10 protein-coding genes and 1 pseudogene are annotated in these 14,791 nt (G+C 63.0%); 10 read left to right on the forward strand and 1 reads right to left on the reverse strand.

Going from position 1 to position 14,791, the window contains the following annotated elements:
• Nucleotides 1-130: 130 nt before the first annotated feature.
• The 5 genes from CHB97_RS20295 to CHB97_RS20310 all read left to right on the forward strand — a co-directional run bounded on the left by CHB97_RS20295 (nucleotide 131) and on the right by CHB97_RS20310 (nucleotide 4,671).
• Nucleotides 131-2,506 (forward strand): TonB-dependent siderophore receptor, encoded by a 2,376-nt coding sequence (locus tag CHB97_RS20295; RefSeq protein ID WP_200820042.1) that lies wholly within the window; start codon nucleotides 131-133, stop codon nucleotides 2,504-2,506.
• A gap of 148 nt (nucleotides 2,507-2,654) precedes the next feature.
• Nucleotides 2,655-3,335 carry a Fe2+-dependent dioxygenase gene (locus CHB97_RS20300; RefSeq protein ID WP_089289831.1) on the forward strand — a complete coding sequence of 227 codons (681 nt, stop codon included), beginning with the start codon at nucleotides 2,655-2,657 and terminating at the stop codon, nucleotides 3,333-3,335.
• A 169-nt stretch (nucleotides 3,336-3,504) separates the two neighbouring features.
• Nucleotides 3,505-3,651: a hypothetical protein gene (locus tag CHB97_RS26520; RefSeq protein ID WP_160106081.1), complete on the forward strand. Its 147-nt coding sequence runs from the start codon at nucleotides 3,505-3,507 to the stop codon at nucleotides 3,649-3,651.
• 16 nt (nucleotides 3,652-3,667) lie between these two features.
• Nucleotides 3,668-4,120 carry a DUF4112 domain-containing protein gene (locus tag CHB97_RS20305; protein ID WP_089289832.1) on the forward strand — a complete coding sequence of 151 codons (453 nt, stop codon included), beginning with the start codon at nucleotides 3,668-3,670 and terminating at the stop codon, nucleotides 4,118-4,120.
• 41 nt (nucleotides 4,121-4,161) lie between these two features.
• Nucleotides 4,162-4,671, forward strand: a complete 510-nt coding sequence (locus CHB97_RS20310; RefSeq protein WP_089289833.1) for a TerB family tellurite resistance protein — start codon at nucleotides 4,162-4,164, stop codon at nucleotides 4,669-4,671.
• Between the two features lie 58 nt (nucleotides 4,672-4,729).
• Here CHB97_RS20310 and CHB97_RS20315 read toward each other — a convergent pair whose 3' ends face one another.
• Nucleotides 4,730-6,688 (reverse strand): methyl-accepting chemotaxis protein, encoded by a 1,959-nt coding sequence (locus CHB97_RS20315; RefSeq protein ID WP_160106082.1) that lies wholly within the window; start codon nucleotides 6,686-6,688, stop codon nucleotides 4,730-4,732.
• A gap of 657 nt (nucleotides 6,689-7,345) precedes the next feature.
• Between CHB97_RS20315 and CHB97_RS20320 the strand changes: the two are divergent.
• From CHB97_RS20320 to CHB97_RS20345, 5 genes and pseudogenes are all read left to right on the forward strand, one after another.
• Nucleotides 7,346-7,624: pseudogene (locus CHB97_RS20320) on the forward strand (integrase core domain-containing protein); the annotation flags it as partial.
• A gap of 493 nt (nucleotides 7,625-8,117) precedes the next feature.
• Nucleotides 8,118-9,374 carry a TolC family protein gene (locus CHB97_RS20330; RefSeq protein WP_089289836.1) on the forward strand — a complete coding sequence of 419 codons (1,257 nt, stop codon included), beginning with the start codon at nucleotides 8,118-8,120 and terminating at the stop codon, nucleotides 9,372-9,374.
• Nucleotides 9,371-10,588: an efflux RND transporter periplasmic adaptor subunit gene (locus CHB97_RS20335; RefSeq protein ID WP_089289837.1), complete on the forward strand. Its 1,218-nt coding sequence runs from the start codon at nucleotides 9,371-9,373 to the stop codon at nucleotides 10,586-10,588. The genes CHB97_RS20330 and CHB97_RS20335 overlap by 4 nt, the downstream gene beginning before the upstream one ends.
• A gap of 11 nt (nucleotides 10,589-10,599) precedes the next feature.
• The gene (locus tag CHB97_RS20340; protein WP_089289838.1) at nucleotides 10,600-13,857 is read left to right on the forward strand and encodes an efflux RND transporter permease subunit; all 3,258 of its coding nucleotides are present in this window, start codon (nucleotides 10,600-10,602) and stop codon (nucleotides 13,855-13,857) included.
• 65 nt (nucleotides 13,858-13,922) lie between these two features.
• A complete protein-coding gene (locus tag CHB97_RS20345; protein WP_089289839.1) occupies nucleotides 13,923-14,348 on the forward strand; it encodes a hypothetical protein in 426 nt (141 codons plus the stop codon).
• The last annotated feature ends 443 nt before the right edge of the window (nucleotides 14,349-14,791 follow it).

The following is a 14,791-nucleotide window of genomic DNA, read 5'->3' on the forward strand; positions in this document are numbered from 1 at the left end:
TTCCGGCCTTGCGGCCGTGAAGGTGCCGGCAAGGAAATGCCAGGACCATCCGGGCCTGAATTTGCGTGTGCGAATAACATTGAGAATGAATTGCCCACCGAAATATACGGTGAAGGGAAGGGTCTCTGAAATGGAAGATAAGTCGGGTTCGACTCTGGTGCGTGGCCGCATGGCCTTGATGGCGGCGCTTTCTGCCGGTGTTGTCTCGTCGGTGGCGGCACCCGCCCTGGCACAGCAGGCGCAACCGGCCCAGCAGGGCAATGCCAGCGGTGGCACCATGGTGCTGCCGACGCTGAGCGTCGAAGGCCAGGGCGTGCCGAACGAGAAGAAGCCGCCGGAGCGGGTGGCGTCGCCGAAATATGTCGCCCCGCTGCGGGACACGCCGCAGACCATCACCGTCATTCCCAAGGCGGTGATGCAGGAACAGAACCTGATTTCATTGACCGATATCCTGTCCACCGTGCCGGGCATCACCTTTGGCGCGGGTGAGGGCGGGGCCGGTGGTTCCGACAGCGTCAATCTGCGCGGCTATTCCGCCAACAGCGACATCACCATCGATGGCGTGCGCGACAGCGGCGCCTATGTGCGCAGCGACAGCTTCAATGTGCAGCAGGTGGAGGTGACCAACGGCGCCAATTCCGTGTTCAACGGTTCGGGCTCCGTCGGTGGCACCATCAATATGGTCAGCAAGGTGGCGCAGGATGATCGCTTCACCGAAGCGACCGCCGGCATCGGTACCGATAATTATTACCGCGCCACCGTCGATACGAATCAGTTGCTGGACGAGAATACTGCCATCCGCCTGAATGGCATGTGGCATCGCAATGATGTGCCCAAGCGTGATGTGGAGGATGCCAAGCGCTGGGGCATCGCGCCGTCGATCACCCTGGGCCTGAATACCGACACCCAGGTTTCCATCAGCTATCTGCATCAGCAAGATAACAATATCCCGCTCTATGGCGTGCCTTACGGCCTGAATGCCATTTCCCGCGGGCCGCTGGCCGGTATCGATCGGGAAGCCTATTACGGCTACAGCAATATCGACACGCAGGAGAGCACGTTGAACATGGCCACCCTGAAGGTGGATCATCGCTTCAACGACACGCTGTCGATCAGCAACCTGACCCGCTGGCAACAGGTGGACAGCTTCGTCACCACCTCTTACCTGCAGGGGACCTGGTGTCTGGCCAATGGCATCAACGCCTATACCGGTGCGCGCTGCACCCCGGCGGGTATCTTCACGCCCAGCACCAATCGCGGCATCACCCGCGATGCCGATACCAGCATCTTCTATAACCAGACCGATCTGAAGGCCTCGCTGCAGACCGGCAGCATCAAGCATGATATCGTGCTGGGTGCTGCCATCTCGTCGGAGAAGTTCGACCAGAAGTCGGGCAACCGCCTGCGCAATCCCGATGGCACGGTGCCGACGGCCAGCTTTGTGCCGATCTCCATCGCCAATCCCAACAGCGTCTGGACCGGGCCGGATAATTTCATTGTCACCGGCGATGTGGATTCCACGCTGAACAACCAGGCAGTCTATCTGTTCGACCGCACCCAGCTGTCCGAGCAGTTTGAGCTGAATGGCGGTCTGCGCTGGGAGCGGACCGACGGCGACTATCACAGCACGACCTACGCCTATACGGCCACCGGCAGGACCACCACGGTCAGCCCGACGGCCAGCAACAAGGAGCATCTGTTCTCCTGGCGTGTCGGGGCGGTCTATAAGCCGCTGCCCTTCGGTTCGATCTATATCGGCTATGGCAATTCCAAGACGCCGTCGCAGAGTGCGGTCAATGGTGCCTGCTCCACCACCGCCAACAGCCTCAGCTGCAATGTGAAGCCGGAAACCGCTGAAAATATTGAAATTGGCACCAAGTGGGATGTGTTGGATGAGCAGCTGTCGCTGACTGCCGCCATCTTCCGCAATGACCGCACCAACTACAAGGTGGCGTCCAACGAACCGGGCGTGCCGGATCAGCAGCTGGATGGCAAGTCGCGGGTGGATGGCGTTGCCCTGGGCGCTGCCGGCCACGTGACGCCGGAATGGGGTATCTTCGCCAACTACACCTTCCTGGACAGCGAGGTCTTGCAGGGCGTTTCCGATTACTGCCTGGCCAACCCCACCCAGGCCAGCTGTGCCAGCTCGCTGGCGGCCGCCAATGGCCGCCAGGGCGCGGTGCTGACGGCCACGCCCCGCCATGCCTTCAGCATCTGGACCACCTATGACCTGCCGGTCGGGGTGCAGCTGGGGTATGGCGTCACCTATCAGGGCAAGCTGCTGCCCAATAATTCCGACGCCCTGGCCATCTACAAGGTGCCGGCCTATTGGGTCCACCGTGCCTCTGTCTCTTATCAGCTGAATGATCAGGTGAAGCTGCAGCTCAACGTCAACAACCTGTTTGACGAGACCTATTACACCAAGATCCGCAGCAACCCGACCAATGGCTGGGCCAACCCCGGCACAGGGCGCAATGCCACCTTGACGGTGGGTTACACGTTCTGATTTGACGCTGAAGAGCGCTGTCAGAGGGAAGGGGGAGCGGTCGCACAGCCGCTCCCCCTTTTCATGGCGGGATTGATGCAAATCAGAGTGGCTCTCACACGCATCTGCTATAGGTTGCCTCCCTTGCCGTTTCACCAGGATATGCGCCATGTTGATCGCCATCCCCAATGTGCTGACCCCGGAACAGGTGGGGCAGGCCCGCGCGGCCCTGGATGCGGCCGATTGGGTGGATGGGAAGGGGACTGCCGGTTTCCAGTCCGCCAAGGTGAAGGATAATGCCCAACTGCCGGAAAATCACCCGGTGGCGCAGAAACTGGGGCAGATGATCCTGCAGGCGCTGTCGCGCAACCTGCTTTTCATGTCGGCGGCCCTGCCTTCCCGGATTCTGCCGCCAATGTTCAACCGCTATGCGGGGGGGCAGCATTTCGGCCCGCATGTCGATAATGCCATCCGGCTGGTGGCGGCCACGGGTCAGCGCATTCGCACCGACCTGTCTTGCACCCTGTTTTTCGCGGAGCCCGACGAATATGACGGCGGGGAACTGGTGATCGAGGATCTGTTCGGCACCCAGCAGGTGAAGCTGCCGGCCGGTCACATGGTGCTCTATCCCAGCAGCAGCCTGCACCATGTCCGGCCGGTGACGCGCGGCGCGCGCGTGTCTTCCTTCTTCTGGGTGCAGAGCATGATCCGCGATGATGCACAGCGCCGCATCCTGTTCGATATGGATATGGCGATTGTGCGGCTGAACCAGGATGTGCCCGACCATCCGGGCGTGCTGTCGCTGACCAACAGCTATCATAACCTGCTGCGGCTGTGGGCAGATGTGTGATGGGCGCTCAGTGTGGCCGCTGAATATTTTTACCGGCAGGGCTTGTGCTATGCGGCATGGCTTCTTACATCAGGTCAGTCTCGGGTCCGGGCCCCTCTGACGTGGTTTACCGCCACGTGATGTCGGACTCCTTGGACGAAGCTGTCGCTTGGTCGTGAAGGAGCCTGTTATGACCTATCAATTACCCTACATTATTCGCTTCACCCAGGTTGCCGCTGCCCTGCGTCGGGCGCGGGCAGCCCGGCGGCCGGGATTGTTCCGGCTGTCCTGGCCGCGTCGACAGCGGCTGGGGGCTTGGTGGCTGGCGGCGATCTGAGGCGCAGGGCCACCCGATGTTCCGGCGTTTTCGCCCCCATGCCCCGGTCATCGTGACCGGGGCGGGCTTTTCCGACCGTCACTGGCGTGTGCGGCGACGGTTGGATCGTGTTTCCGGTCTGTTGGACCATGCCTTTCGCCTGCCGTTGCTCGGCTGGCGCTTCGGGCTGGACCCGGTGCTGAACCTGATCCCCGGTCTGGGGACGCTGGCCAGCGGCGGTATTTCGGCCTGGCTGATCCTGGAGGCGGCTCGGCTGCGGGTGCCGCGTGCTCTGCTGGTCCGCATGGCCGGCAATGTGGCGCTGGATACCGTACTGGGGGCCATCCCCCTGGTCGGCTGGGCGGCCGATTTCGTCTTCAAGGCCAATGACCGCAATATGAGGCTGCTGCGCCGCCATCTGGATGGCGCGCATCCTTTCCGTGATCCCCAGGGTGGGCCGCTGATCGATGGCACGGCCGCCGCCCTTTGAGGGATGTTTTCCAAACATATAACTTGGCAGGATGTGATCCCATGAGCTTGTTCGGTATGTTCAAGAGCGATAAGGGCGAGCAGATGACGCCGCACAAGGCGTTCACCATTGCCCTTATCTACACCATGGCCGCTGATGGCGAGATGGACCCCGAAGAGGTGGGCCATCTGCTGGCGGTGATCGGCGGCGACAGCAAGGGCGGCGTGATCGGCGTTGGTGCCAATAACCAAGCCCTGCTGGACTCGGCCTTCAAATATGTCCGCAGCCACAGCCATGAACAGTTCCTGGCCGAGGCGACGCCGGTGCTGACCACCGCTCAGCGCCTGTGCATCCTGATGAATCTGGTGGACAGCGCCCTGGCCGACGGCGATGCGGAGCCGGAGGAACGGGTCTTCTTCGACAAGACCCAGCAGGCTTTCGGCATCACGGATGAGGAGTTCCGGCCGTATTTTGAGGTCATCATGATGAAGAATGACCGGTCGGTGTTCCGTGACCAGAACCACCCGATGAACCAGCCCGGTTTCAAGGTTGGCCTGTCTGGCCAGCACTGAGGCAAATGAAGATGGTGGCGGCCTTAAGGTCGCCACCATCTCTTTTCTCTGAGTTCTTTTATGCTGCGCGGGCGTTCACCAAGAACTGCGCCACCTGGCGCGACAGCCGGCTGGCCCCGCCGGACAGTTCGCCGGCGGCTGTACGCACCTGTTGCGCGGCGTCTCCGGTTTCGCTGGTGGACTGGTTCAGGCCGGTGATGTTCTGCGTCACCTCCTGCGTGCCGGCGGCGGCTTGGGTGATGTTGCTGGCAATTTCCCGCGTTGCGGCCTGTTGCTCCTCCACGGCGGCGGCAATGGCTGCCGCCGTGGAATGCACATCGCGCACCGATTGGGTGATGCCCCGCAGGGCGCTGCCCACCCGATCACTGGCGCCCTGGATTTCGGCGATCTTGTCGCGGATACGGTCGGTGGCGGTTGCCGTCTGGTTGGCTAGCCCCTTCACCTCACTGGCGACCACGGCGAAGCCCTTGCCGGCCTCGCCCGCCCTTGCGGCCTCAATGGTGGCGTTCAGGGCCAGCAGGTTGGTCTGGCTGGCGATGGCATTGATCAGATCCACCACCTCCCCCACCTCGCGGGCGGCATCGGCCAGTTGCGCCATCAGCGTATCGGCATGGCCGGCATCTTCCACCGCCTTGCTGGTACGGCCATTGGCGGATTCCGCCTGACGGCCGATTTCCTGGATGGAGGCGGCCAGTTCTTCGGTAGCGCTGGCCACCGTGGCGACATTGGTGCTGGCCTGCAGGGCGGCGGCGGCAACGGCGGCGGATTGGTCGTTCGCACGGCCTGCTGTCTGGCTGAGGCTGACGGCAGCATTCGCCATCTCCTCTGCTGCCTGGCTGACCAGATCGACAACGCCTTTTACATTGGTCTCAAAATCGTCGGTCAGCTTCACCTGTTGCGTGATCAGCGACCAGGTCAGCATCGGGGCGACATAATTGCCGGCCGTATCGCGGATGGCGCTGACGCGCAGATCCATCACCTCACCCCCGACGCGGATCTTGGCGTGGTGGGGCAGATTGGCCGGATTGGCCAGAATGCGCCGCTGATGTTCGGGGTGCTTGTGCAGAATGTCGATAGACTGGCCGACCATCTCATCCACCTTGCAGGGCAGCAGGTTCTCAATCGTCTTCAGCACCTTTTGGCTCTGCTTGTTCATATAGGTGATGCGGAAATCATTGGCCGGGTCACAGGTCATCACCCCCAGCGGCAATTCAGCGATCATCTGGGCCTGGGCGAAACATTGGGTCACCGTTTCGCCCAACGCATCGGTGGCGTTGGCAATACGGCCGATTTCATCACGGCGCTCCCAGCGCAAGGGGGCCACCGGTTCATTCCGGCTCAGCTTCGCCAGGATTTCCGCCACCTGGCGCAACGGTGCCGCCACCAGACGGGACAGCAGCAACGCCAGCAGCACGGCAAAGATGGCCACAAGGATGGCGCCACCCCAGATGGCGATCATCGCGTGCTGCTTCTCCGCTTCCGCCGCTTGCACGATATTGGCCAGCCGCGTCTGTTCGGTGGTCAGGGTGGCGATGACAGTATCGTGCAGTTTGGCCTGCAGGGCACGGCCTGTGGGGCCGTTGGCAATTTCCTTGGCTTTGACAGCACCATCCGGCTGGGCCATCAGGGCAATTTCCTGATCCCCCACCTTCTGCCGCCAATCCGCCGCCACGCGCGACAGATCCTGCAGGCGCTGCTGTTGTTCGGCCTCTGTTGCCAGTTGCTGTGCCTTCTGCATCGCCTGTTCAAAATCACTACCGGCTTTGCGGTACTGTTCAACAAAACTGGCATTTCCGGTGGCCATATAGCCCCGCACGGAGGATTCTTGCCGTGTGCTGGCCAATTCTGCCTCTGCCAGGATCAACAGCATTTCTTGCGACTGGCTGTTGCGCTGCAGCGCTGCGTCCAGCTGGTTAAGCCCATCGGTGGTGACCAAGCCGGCGACCAGCACGACGCCGATCACCGCCCCAAAGGAAACGCCCAATTTTGAAAGGATTGAAAGATCAATCAAGCGCATGATTTTCCCCATATACGGACGGTGATCAACAGAAGCTTCTACCCTAGGGAAAACGTTAAACGCCTGTTTGTGGTAAATGAAGACCGAAGCCCTACTTCGACGGTATAGCCTATACTTTAGGGTGTGGTAATAAAGGTTAATAAATAACTTAATTGAACCTCGGTAAAATGGATTCGATGGCGTAATGAAAAACAATTTGTTTAGAGCCGGATGCGTTTAAACGGAAACGCACCCGGCTCTAAGCCCTTGTTCAGCCAGCGGATTCACGCTCCAAAGCGATTCCGCTTTTCCGCGATCCGCTCTAATACCAATCTCCCTAATGATTGACCGTTGCCCAGTGCCTTGAAGCTATTTGTCGATTTCGGCCAGATGCTTACACCAATCCGCCGAGGGTTTGACCCTTGGCGGATTGGAGGCCGGCGACCGCCGGCCCGCCGCACGTGCGGCGTAAGCCAAGCTGAACCGCTCCGGGATTGTCGGCGGCTCCAACTCCTGAGAGGATGGGGCTACGATGTGCCGAGACAACGAACAAATTTTCAGCTGGGTTCCGCGAGCGTGCTGTTCGGCTGGTTCTGGATTACGAGAAGGATCGCCCGTCACGATGGGCGGCAGTTTCATCCGTGGCATCCAAGATCGGCTGTTCAGCCGGCGGTGTCAACCGAGCGGCTGGGCTTGGCCGGCATCGAACCCTCGGTTGGCAGCGTCGGCGTTTCATACGACAATGCCTTGGCCGAAACCGTCAATGGCCTCTACAAGGCGGAGGTCATTTACAGGCGGGGACCATGGAAATCCTTTGAAGCCGTGGAATACGCAACCCTCAAATGGGTCGATTGGTTCAACAACCGACGCCTGCTCGAGCCCATCGGAAATATTCCACCAGCCGAGGCCGAACAACGCTATCATGACGCCGTGAGCGCTCAGCAAATGGCGGCGTGACTCACGAACTTCAGCCGCCGACAATCCCGGTGCGGTTCAGAGCGGCTATATTTACAACCTCCCTTGCGAACCATCCGCAACTGCCCTATCTTCCATCTTATGCGCTGCTTCGCCGCCCTTCTGCTGCTCGTGGCATTCCTGTTCAACGCTCCCGGCATCCATGCGCGGGACGTGATGCCGGGCCATGTGCATGGTTTGGCGGACATGGGCGCTGTGGATTGCGCAGATGTGGCACCTCCGGCAGACCATGAGCATGGGATGGACGCACATCATTCGTGCAGCCATATCCACATTGCCGATCATGTGCGTCTGGCGCAAATATCGGAACCCGCTTTCTGGGGGCCGACCCTTTACAGGGCGGACAATATCCCCCTTCCAGCCAGCGCGGACCCGCGTCAGCCTGAAGAACCCCCGCGCGCCTGACAAGCCGACCTGAAGCCGGGTGACGCCCGATGGTGTCGCCCTGTCCGCTTGTCCGTGTGCGGGAGTTTCCATGCGCATACATTTTGTTGCCACCCTGGCGATGGCTATCGCCGGGGTGCCGCTGGCCATGGCGCAACAGCCGCCAGCCAGCCTGACCCTGGAAGCCGCCATCGCCCAGGCCCTTGAAACGGCACCGCGCACCGCCGCCGCCCTGGCCCGGCGGCAGGCGGCTGCCGCCGGGGTCGATCAGGCCGATGTGGCCCCCAATCCCGAACTGTCTGTGGAGATGGAAAATTTCCAGGGCTCCGGCCCCTATCGGGACTTCCGCAGTTCTGAACGTACCTACAGCCTGTCCCAGACGCTGGAGCTGGGGGGCAAGCGGGGCGCGCGGGTGGATGCCGCCCGCGCTGGTCTTTCCCGCGCCGGCTATGATCTGGAGATCAGCCGGCTGGACCTGACGCGCGATGTGAAACTGGCCTTTGCCGAGGCGCTGGCCGCCGAGGCCGATCTGGCCCTGACGGAAGATCAGGTTCGGCTGGCCGGTGAGGTGGAACGCGCCATCCAGGCCCGGCTGGATGCAGGGCGGGAAGCGCCGATCCAGCTAAGCCGGGCGGAAATCGCCCGCCGACAGGCCGGGATGCTGCGGGATCAAGCCAAGCGTCGCGCTGATTTGGCCCGACAGATGCTGGCCGCGCTGACCGGCAGCCAACAGCCGGACCTGCGGCTGGTGGATGACTGGTTCAAGCGGCTGGAGAACACGCCTGCCCCCGCTGCCACGGCAGGGGAATCGGCGGACCTGCTGCGCCAGCAGACCGCCGTGCGCCAGGGCCGTGCCGATCTGGCGGTGGAACAGGCCAAGGCCATACCCGATGTCACGGTTTCCGCCGGCTTCCGCCAGTTCCGGGAAGGCAATGACAATGCCTTCCTGGTCGGCATCAGCGTGCCGATCCCCGTGTTCGACCAGAACCGGGGGGCGATTGCGCGGGCGCGGGCAGAACTGACCGCCGCAGAGGCCGATCTGGCCGCCGAGCGGATTGACCGGGAACGCCGGCTGGCCGCAGCAACGGCCAATCTGGCGGCCGCCCATGACAATGCCACGGCCCTGCAGGGCCAGATCATCCCCACGGCGGAAACGGCCTTTGCCGCCGCCCAGGAAGGCTATCGCCAGGGCAAATTCTCTTACCTGGAAGTGCTGGAGGCGCAGCGCACCCTGTTTGAGGCACGCCGCGACCTGATCAACAGCCTTCAGGGCTTCCATAACGCGCGGGCCGAACTGGACCGGCTGACCGCAACCGCCGCCGTGACCGGCGCAGAGGGGGCACGATGACCAAGAAATTTCTGCTGATCGGTGTCTGTCTGGCCGCCCTGGCCGCCAGCGCCAGCATCCCTGCGCTCGCCGGTCCGGAAAAGCACACGGAAGGCGATGGGCATAACCATACGGAAGGCGACGGCCACGCGCATGGCGAGGAAGAGGAAAGCGACGGCAATGTGCATCTGACGGCGGAGCAGATTGCCAAGGCCAAGATTACCCTTGTCGCCGCCGGCCCCGCCGCCGTCACCGGGGAAGTGCGGGTAATGGGCAGCATCACCGCCGATGCCGACCGGATGAGCAGCGTCACCACGCGGCTTTCCGGCGTGGTGGTGGAACTGCCCAAGCGGCTGGGCGACAGGGTGGCGGCGGGCGAGGTGCTGGCCGTGCTGGACAGTGCCGAACTGGCCGACGCCAAGGCAGCCTATCTGTCTGCCCAGCGGCAGGAAGCGTTGGCCGCCAGCAACCGGAAGCGCGAAGAAGATCTCTGGCGCAAGAAAATCTCGGCCGAGCAGGATTATCTGGATGCCCGCACGGCGGCAGAAACCGCCCGTATCAGCCTGGATGCCGCCCGTCAGCGACTGGCAGCATTGGGCCTGAGTGCCAGCGATATCAATGCCTTGCCTGGCCAGAGCCCGGCCAGCCTAGCCCGGCTGGAACTGCGGGCCCCCATCGCCGGTCGCATCACCGCCCGCAACTTGCAACGCGGTGAACTGGTGGCGGCAGAAAAGGAAGCCTTTACCATTGCCGACCTGTCACAGGTCTGGGTGGAACTGCCCGTCTATGCCGCCGATCTGCCGCAGGTGCGGGAGGGCCAGAAGCTGGTGTTGAAGGGCAATCATGGTCAGCAGGGTGACGGAAAGGTGATCTTCGTCGCCCCCACCATCGACCCGGCCACGGGTGCCGCCCGCGTGGTGGCGCAACTGGATAATGCCGCAGGCCTTTGGCGCCCCGGCGATTTCGCCAGCGGGGCCATAGAGGCCGGCAGCGGGCAGGCGGCGGATATCACCGTGCCCGCCTCTGCCCTGCAGACACTGAAGGGCGAAACCGTGGTGTTCGTGCGCAATGAGGAGGGGTTTGAACCGCGCGTGGTGGAAATCGGCCGTCGTAACAGCAGCGTGGCGGAAGTGCTGTTCGGTCTGTTCCCCGGCGATCAGGTGGCAACCGGCAATACCTTCCTGTTGAAGGCCGAGGCATCGCGCGGGGCAGCCGCCCATTCGCATTCCCATTGAGGAACGTTGGCATGATCGAACGTATCCTCACCTTCGCCATCCAGCGCCGCTTTCTGGTGGTGCTGCTGGTGGCGGTCGCCGCCGCCTTTGGGGCGCAGTCGCTGCGGCAACTGCCCATTGATGCGGTTCCCGATATCACCAACAACCAGATCCAGATCACCACGCTGGCCCCGGCCCTGTCGCCGTTCGAAATTGAACAGCAAGTAACATATCCGGTGGAAACGGCGCTGGCCGGCATTGCCGGGCTGGAAAGCACCCGCTCCATCTCCGTCAATGGTTTGTCGCAGGTGACGGCCATTTTCGGGGAGAAGGTGGATATCTATTTCGCCCGCCAGCAGGTGAGCGAGCGGCTGACGGAAGCCAAGGAACAGCTTCCCCCCGGCCTTGCCCCCACCATGGGCCCAATCTCCACCGGGTTGGGGGAAGTCTATATGTGGACGGTGGAATATGCGCCGTTCGAACAGGCGAAGGCGGAAGCCGGCAAACCCGGCTGGCAACCCGATGGCAGCTTCCTGACCCCGGAAGGCGAAAGCCTGACCAGCGAGGTGGAGCGGGCCACATATCTGCGCACAGTGCAGGATTGGATCGTCTCCCCCCAGATGAAGGGGGTGAAGGGGGTGGCCGGCGTGGACACGATCGGCGGCTATGTCCGCCAGTTCCACGTCATGCCCGATCCGGCCCGGCTGATCGCCTTCAACCTGACCTTTGCCGAGTTGGGCCGGGCGCTGGAACGCGCCAACCAAAGCCTGGGGGCCGGCCAGTTGGAGCGCAATGGCGAGCTATTCATCGTGCGGTCAGACGGGCGCATCGCCACGCCCGACCAGATCGCCCAGGTGGTGGTGGCAACGCGGGAGGGGGTGCCGGTACGGCTGGGCGATGTGGCCCAGGTGCAGCCGGGTCAGGAGGTGCGCACCGGCAGTGCCTCTGAAAACGGGCGTGAAGTGGTGGTGGGTACCGCCCTGATGCTGATCGGCCAGAACAGCCGCACCGTGGCCGCCGCTGTGGATGCCAAGCTGGAGGATATCCGCCGCTCCCTGCCTGCCGGCATCATGGCAAAGACGGTGCTGGACCGCACCGATCTGGTGAATGCCACGGTGAAGACCGTGGCCAGGAACCTGACCGAGGGGGCATTGCTGGTCATTGCCGTGCTGTTCCTGCTGCTGGGCAATATCCGGGCGGCCCTGATCACCGCCCTGGTCATCCCCGTCACCATGCTGTTGACCGCCACCGGCATGTTGAAGGCCGGCGTCAGCGCCAACCTGATGAGCTTAGGCGCCCTGGATTTCGGCCTGATCGTCGATGGCGCCGTCATCATTGCGGAAAACTGCCTGCGCCGGCTGGGGGAGCGTCAGCACCATCTGGGCCGGGTGCTGACCCTGCGCGAACGGTTGAGTGAGGTGACCATCGCCGCCAAGGAGATGATCCAGCCTTCCGTCTATGGCCAAGCCATCATCATCGTTGTTTATCTGCCGCTGCTGACCTTCACCGGGGTGGAAGGCAAGATGTTCGAGCCGATGGCCCTGACCGTTATCATCGCTTTGGTAGCGGCCTTCATCCTGTCGCTGACCCTGGTGCCGGCCCTGATCGCCATCTTCGTTTCCGGCAAGGTGGAGGAGAAGGAGAATATCATCATCCGCCGCGCCGGCACCGCCTATCGCCCCCTGCTGGATAAGGCGCTGAAGGCACCCTTGCGGCTGGCGGCGCTGGCGGCCCTGCTGTTCGGTGGCAGTCTGCTGCTGTTCAGCCAGATGGGCCAGGAATTCATCCCACAACTGGATGAAGGCGATCTGGCCCTGAATGCCTTCCGTATCCCCAGCACCGGGCTGGATCAGGCGACCGGCCAGCAATTGGAGATCGAAAAGACCATCACCGCCTTCCCGGAGGTGGCCTTCGCCTTCTCCAAAACCGGGACGGCGGAAATCGGCACCGACGTGATGCCCCCCGGCATCTCCCATATGTTCGTCATGTTGAAGCCGCGCGACCAATGGCCGGACCCGTCGCTGTCCAAGGCTGAACTGGTCAAGCGGCTGGAAAAGGCCGTCGGTGCCCTGCCGGGGCAGGTGTATGAGGTCAGCCAGCCGATCCAGCTGCGTTTCAACGAATTGCTGGCCGGCGTGCGTGGCGATGTGGCCATCAAGCTGTTCGGCGATGATTTCGACACGCTGCTGGCCACCGCCAACCAGATCTCATCCGTGGTGCAAGCCGTCCCCGGCGCGGCGGATGTGCGGGTGGAACAGGTCTCCGGTGCGACATACCTGAATATGGATGTAGACCGGGCCAAGGCCGCCCGCTACGGCCTGTCCGTCGCCGATGTGCAGGAAGTGCTGGCCATGGCCGTGGGCGGGCTGGAAGCCGGCTTGCTTTATCAGGGCGACCGCCGCTTCGACATCGTCACCCGCCTGCCGGAAGCGTTGCGCAATGATCCGGACGCCCTGGCCGCCCTGCCCATCCCGCTGCCCGCCGACACGGTGGCGGGCCGGGGGGAAACGGCGGTGCGCACCGTGCCGCTGGGGGAAGTGGCACGCTTCAGCATCGCAGAGGGCCCCAACCAGATCAGCCGCGAAAATGGCAAGCGCCGCATTGTGGTGCAGGCCAATGTACGCGGGCGGGATATCGGCTCCTTCGTGACCGAAGCGCAGGCCCGCATCGCCACCCAGGTGACGGTGCCCGCCGGTTACTGGATCAACTGGGGCGGCCAGTTTGAAAACCTGATCGCCGCGCGGGAGCGGCTGACGCTGGTGGTGCCGGCCTGTTTCGCCCTGATTTTCCTGTTGCTTTACAGCGCCTTGGGCTCCGGCCGGGATGCCGCCCTGGTGTTCAGCGGCGTGCCGCTGGCGCTGACCGGCGGCATCCTGGCCCTGTTCCTGCGCGGGATGCCGTTTTCCATCTCCGCCGCCGTCGGCATGATCGCGCTGTCCGGCATCGCCGTGCTGAACGGTCTGGTCATGCTCTCCTATATCCGCCAGTTGCGGATCAGGGGCATGGCGCTGGAACAGGCGGTGCGGGAAGGCGCACAAACCCGCCTGCGCCCAGTGCTGATGACGGCGCTGGTGGCCAGTCTGGGCTTTGTGCCCATGGCCCTGTCCACCAGCCCGGGGGCGGAGGTGCAGCGCCCCATTGCCACCGTGGTCATTGGCGGGCTGATCACCGCGACCTTGCTGACCCTGCTGGTGCTGCCAGCACTTTACCGCCGCTTTGCCGGGCCGTTGCCCGGCGAGGGTGAAGAGGCGGAACAGGATGCCCCCGCCCTGCCGGCTTCCCCCCATTGAACCATTGCCCACCCGGCGGCCCCGCCGCCGGGTTCCCTTTCCCATCGTTCAACGAGGAGTTCATCATGCTGAAAGCTTTCCTGCTCGCCACCAGCCTGCTGTTCGCCACCGGCAGCGCCCTGGCGGCCGAAAATCACGCCCATGGACATGGCCATGATCATTCCCATGCCGCCGATGCCAAGGGTCCGCATGGCGGGATCGTGCAGGCACTGGCCGGGTTTGAGGCCGAGCTGGTGCTGGCGGATGGCACAGTCCGGCTCTATCTGCTGGACCCGGCCAACGACAACCCCGTGGCGACCGAGGGCGTACAGGCCAGCCTGTTATTCACCCAGGGCAGCACCCGCAAGGGTACCCTGGTGCTCACCCCGGCCGGTGATCATCTGACGGCCAATGGGACGGCTCCGGCAGGGGCCGATGCCATGATCAGCCTTCGCACCAAGGATGGCAAATCCGGTCAGGCCCGGTTCGAACTGGGTGGCCACGCGCACTGAGAATATCGGGAACCATGTTTTCGGGGCGGGCTTGAACCATCTTGGGTTTTTGTTCGCCCGGCAGCGCACGGATCGAGCCTATCAGCGCGATCCGTGCTAGAGCGGAATCGCTTTGGAGCGTGAATCCGCTCGCTGAACAAGGACTTAGAGCCGGGTGCGTTTCCGTTTAAACGCACCCGGCTCTAAATACTATATTGTACCAATCTCCCTTGATCGTGACCGATCCAGGGAGATTTTTTGTTCCCTCAGACGCCGGGCGCTGCCATCCGGCAGCTTGGCTTACGCGCCATGTGGCGCGGGCCGGCAGTCGCCGGCCTCCAATCCGCCAAGGGTCAAACCCTGGGCGGGTTGGTATCAGTTTTCACCGACTTCGCGGACCCACCGTTGATGAAACTGGTGTTACTCTTATGGGAGCGCCGTCGGCACAGAGGTCGGTCGTCGTC

This window comes from Azospirillum sp. RU38E (assembly GCF_900188385.1).
Classification (GTDB): domain Bacteria; phylum Pseudomonadota; class Alphaproteobacteria; order Azospirillales; family Azospirillaceae; genus Niveispirillum.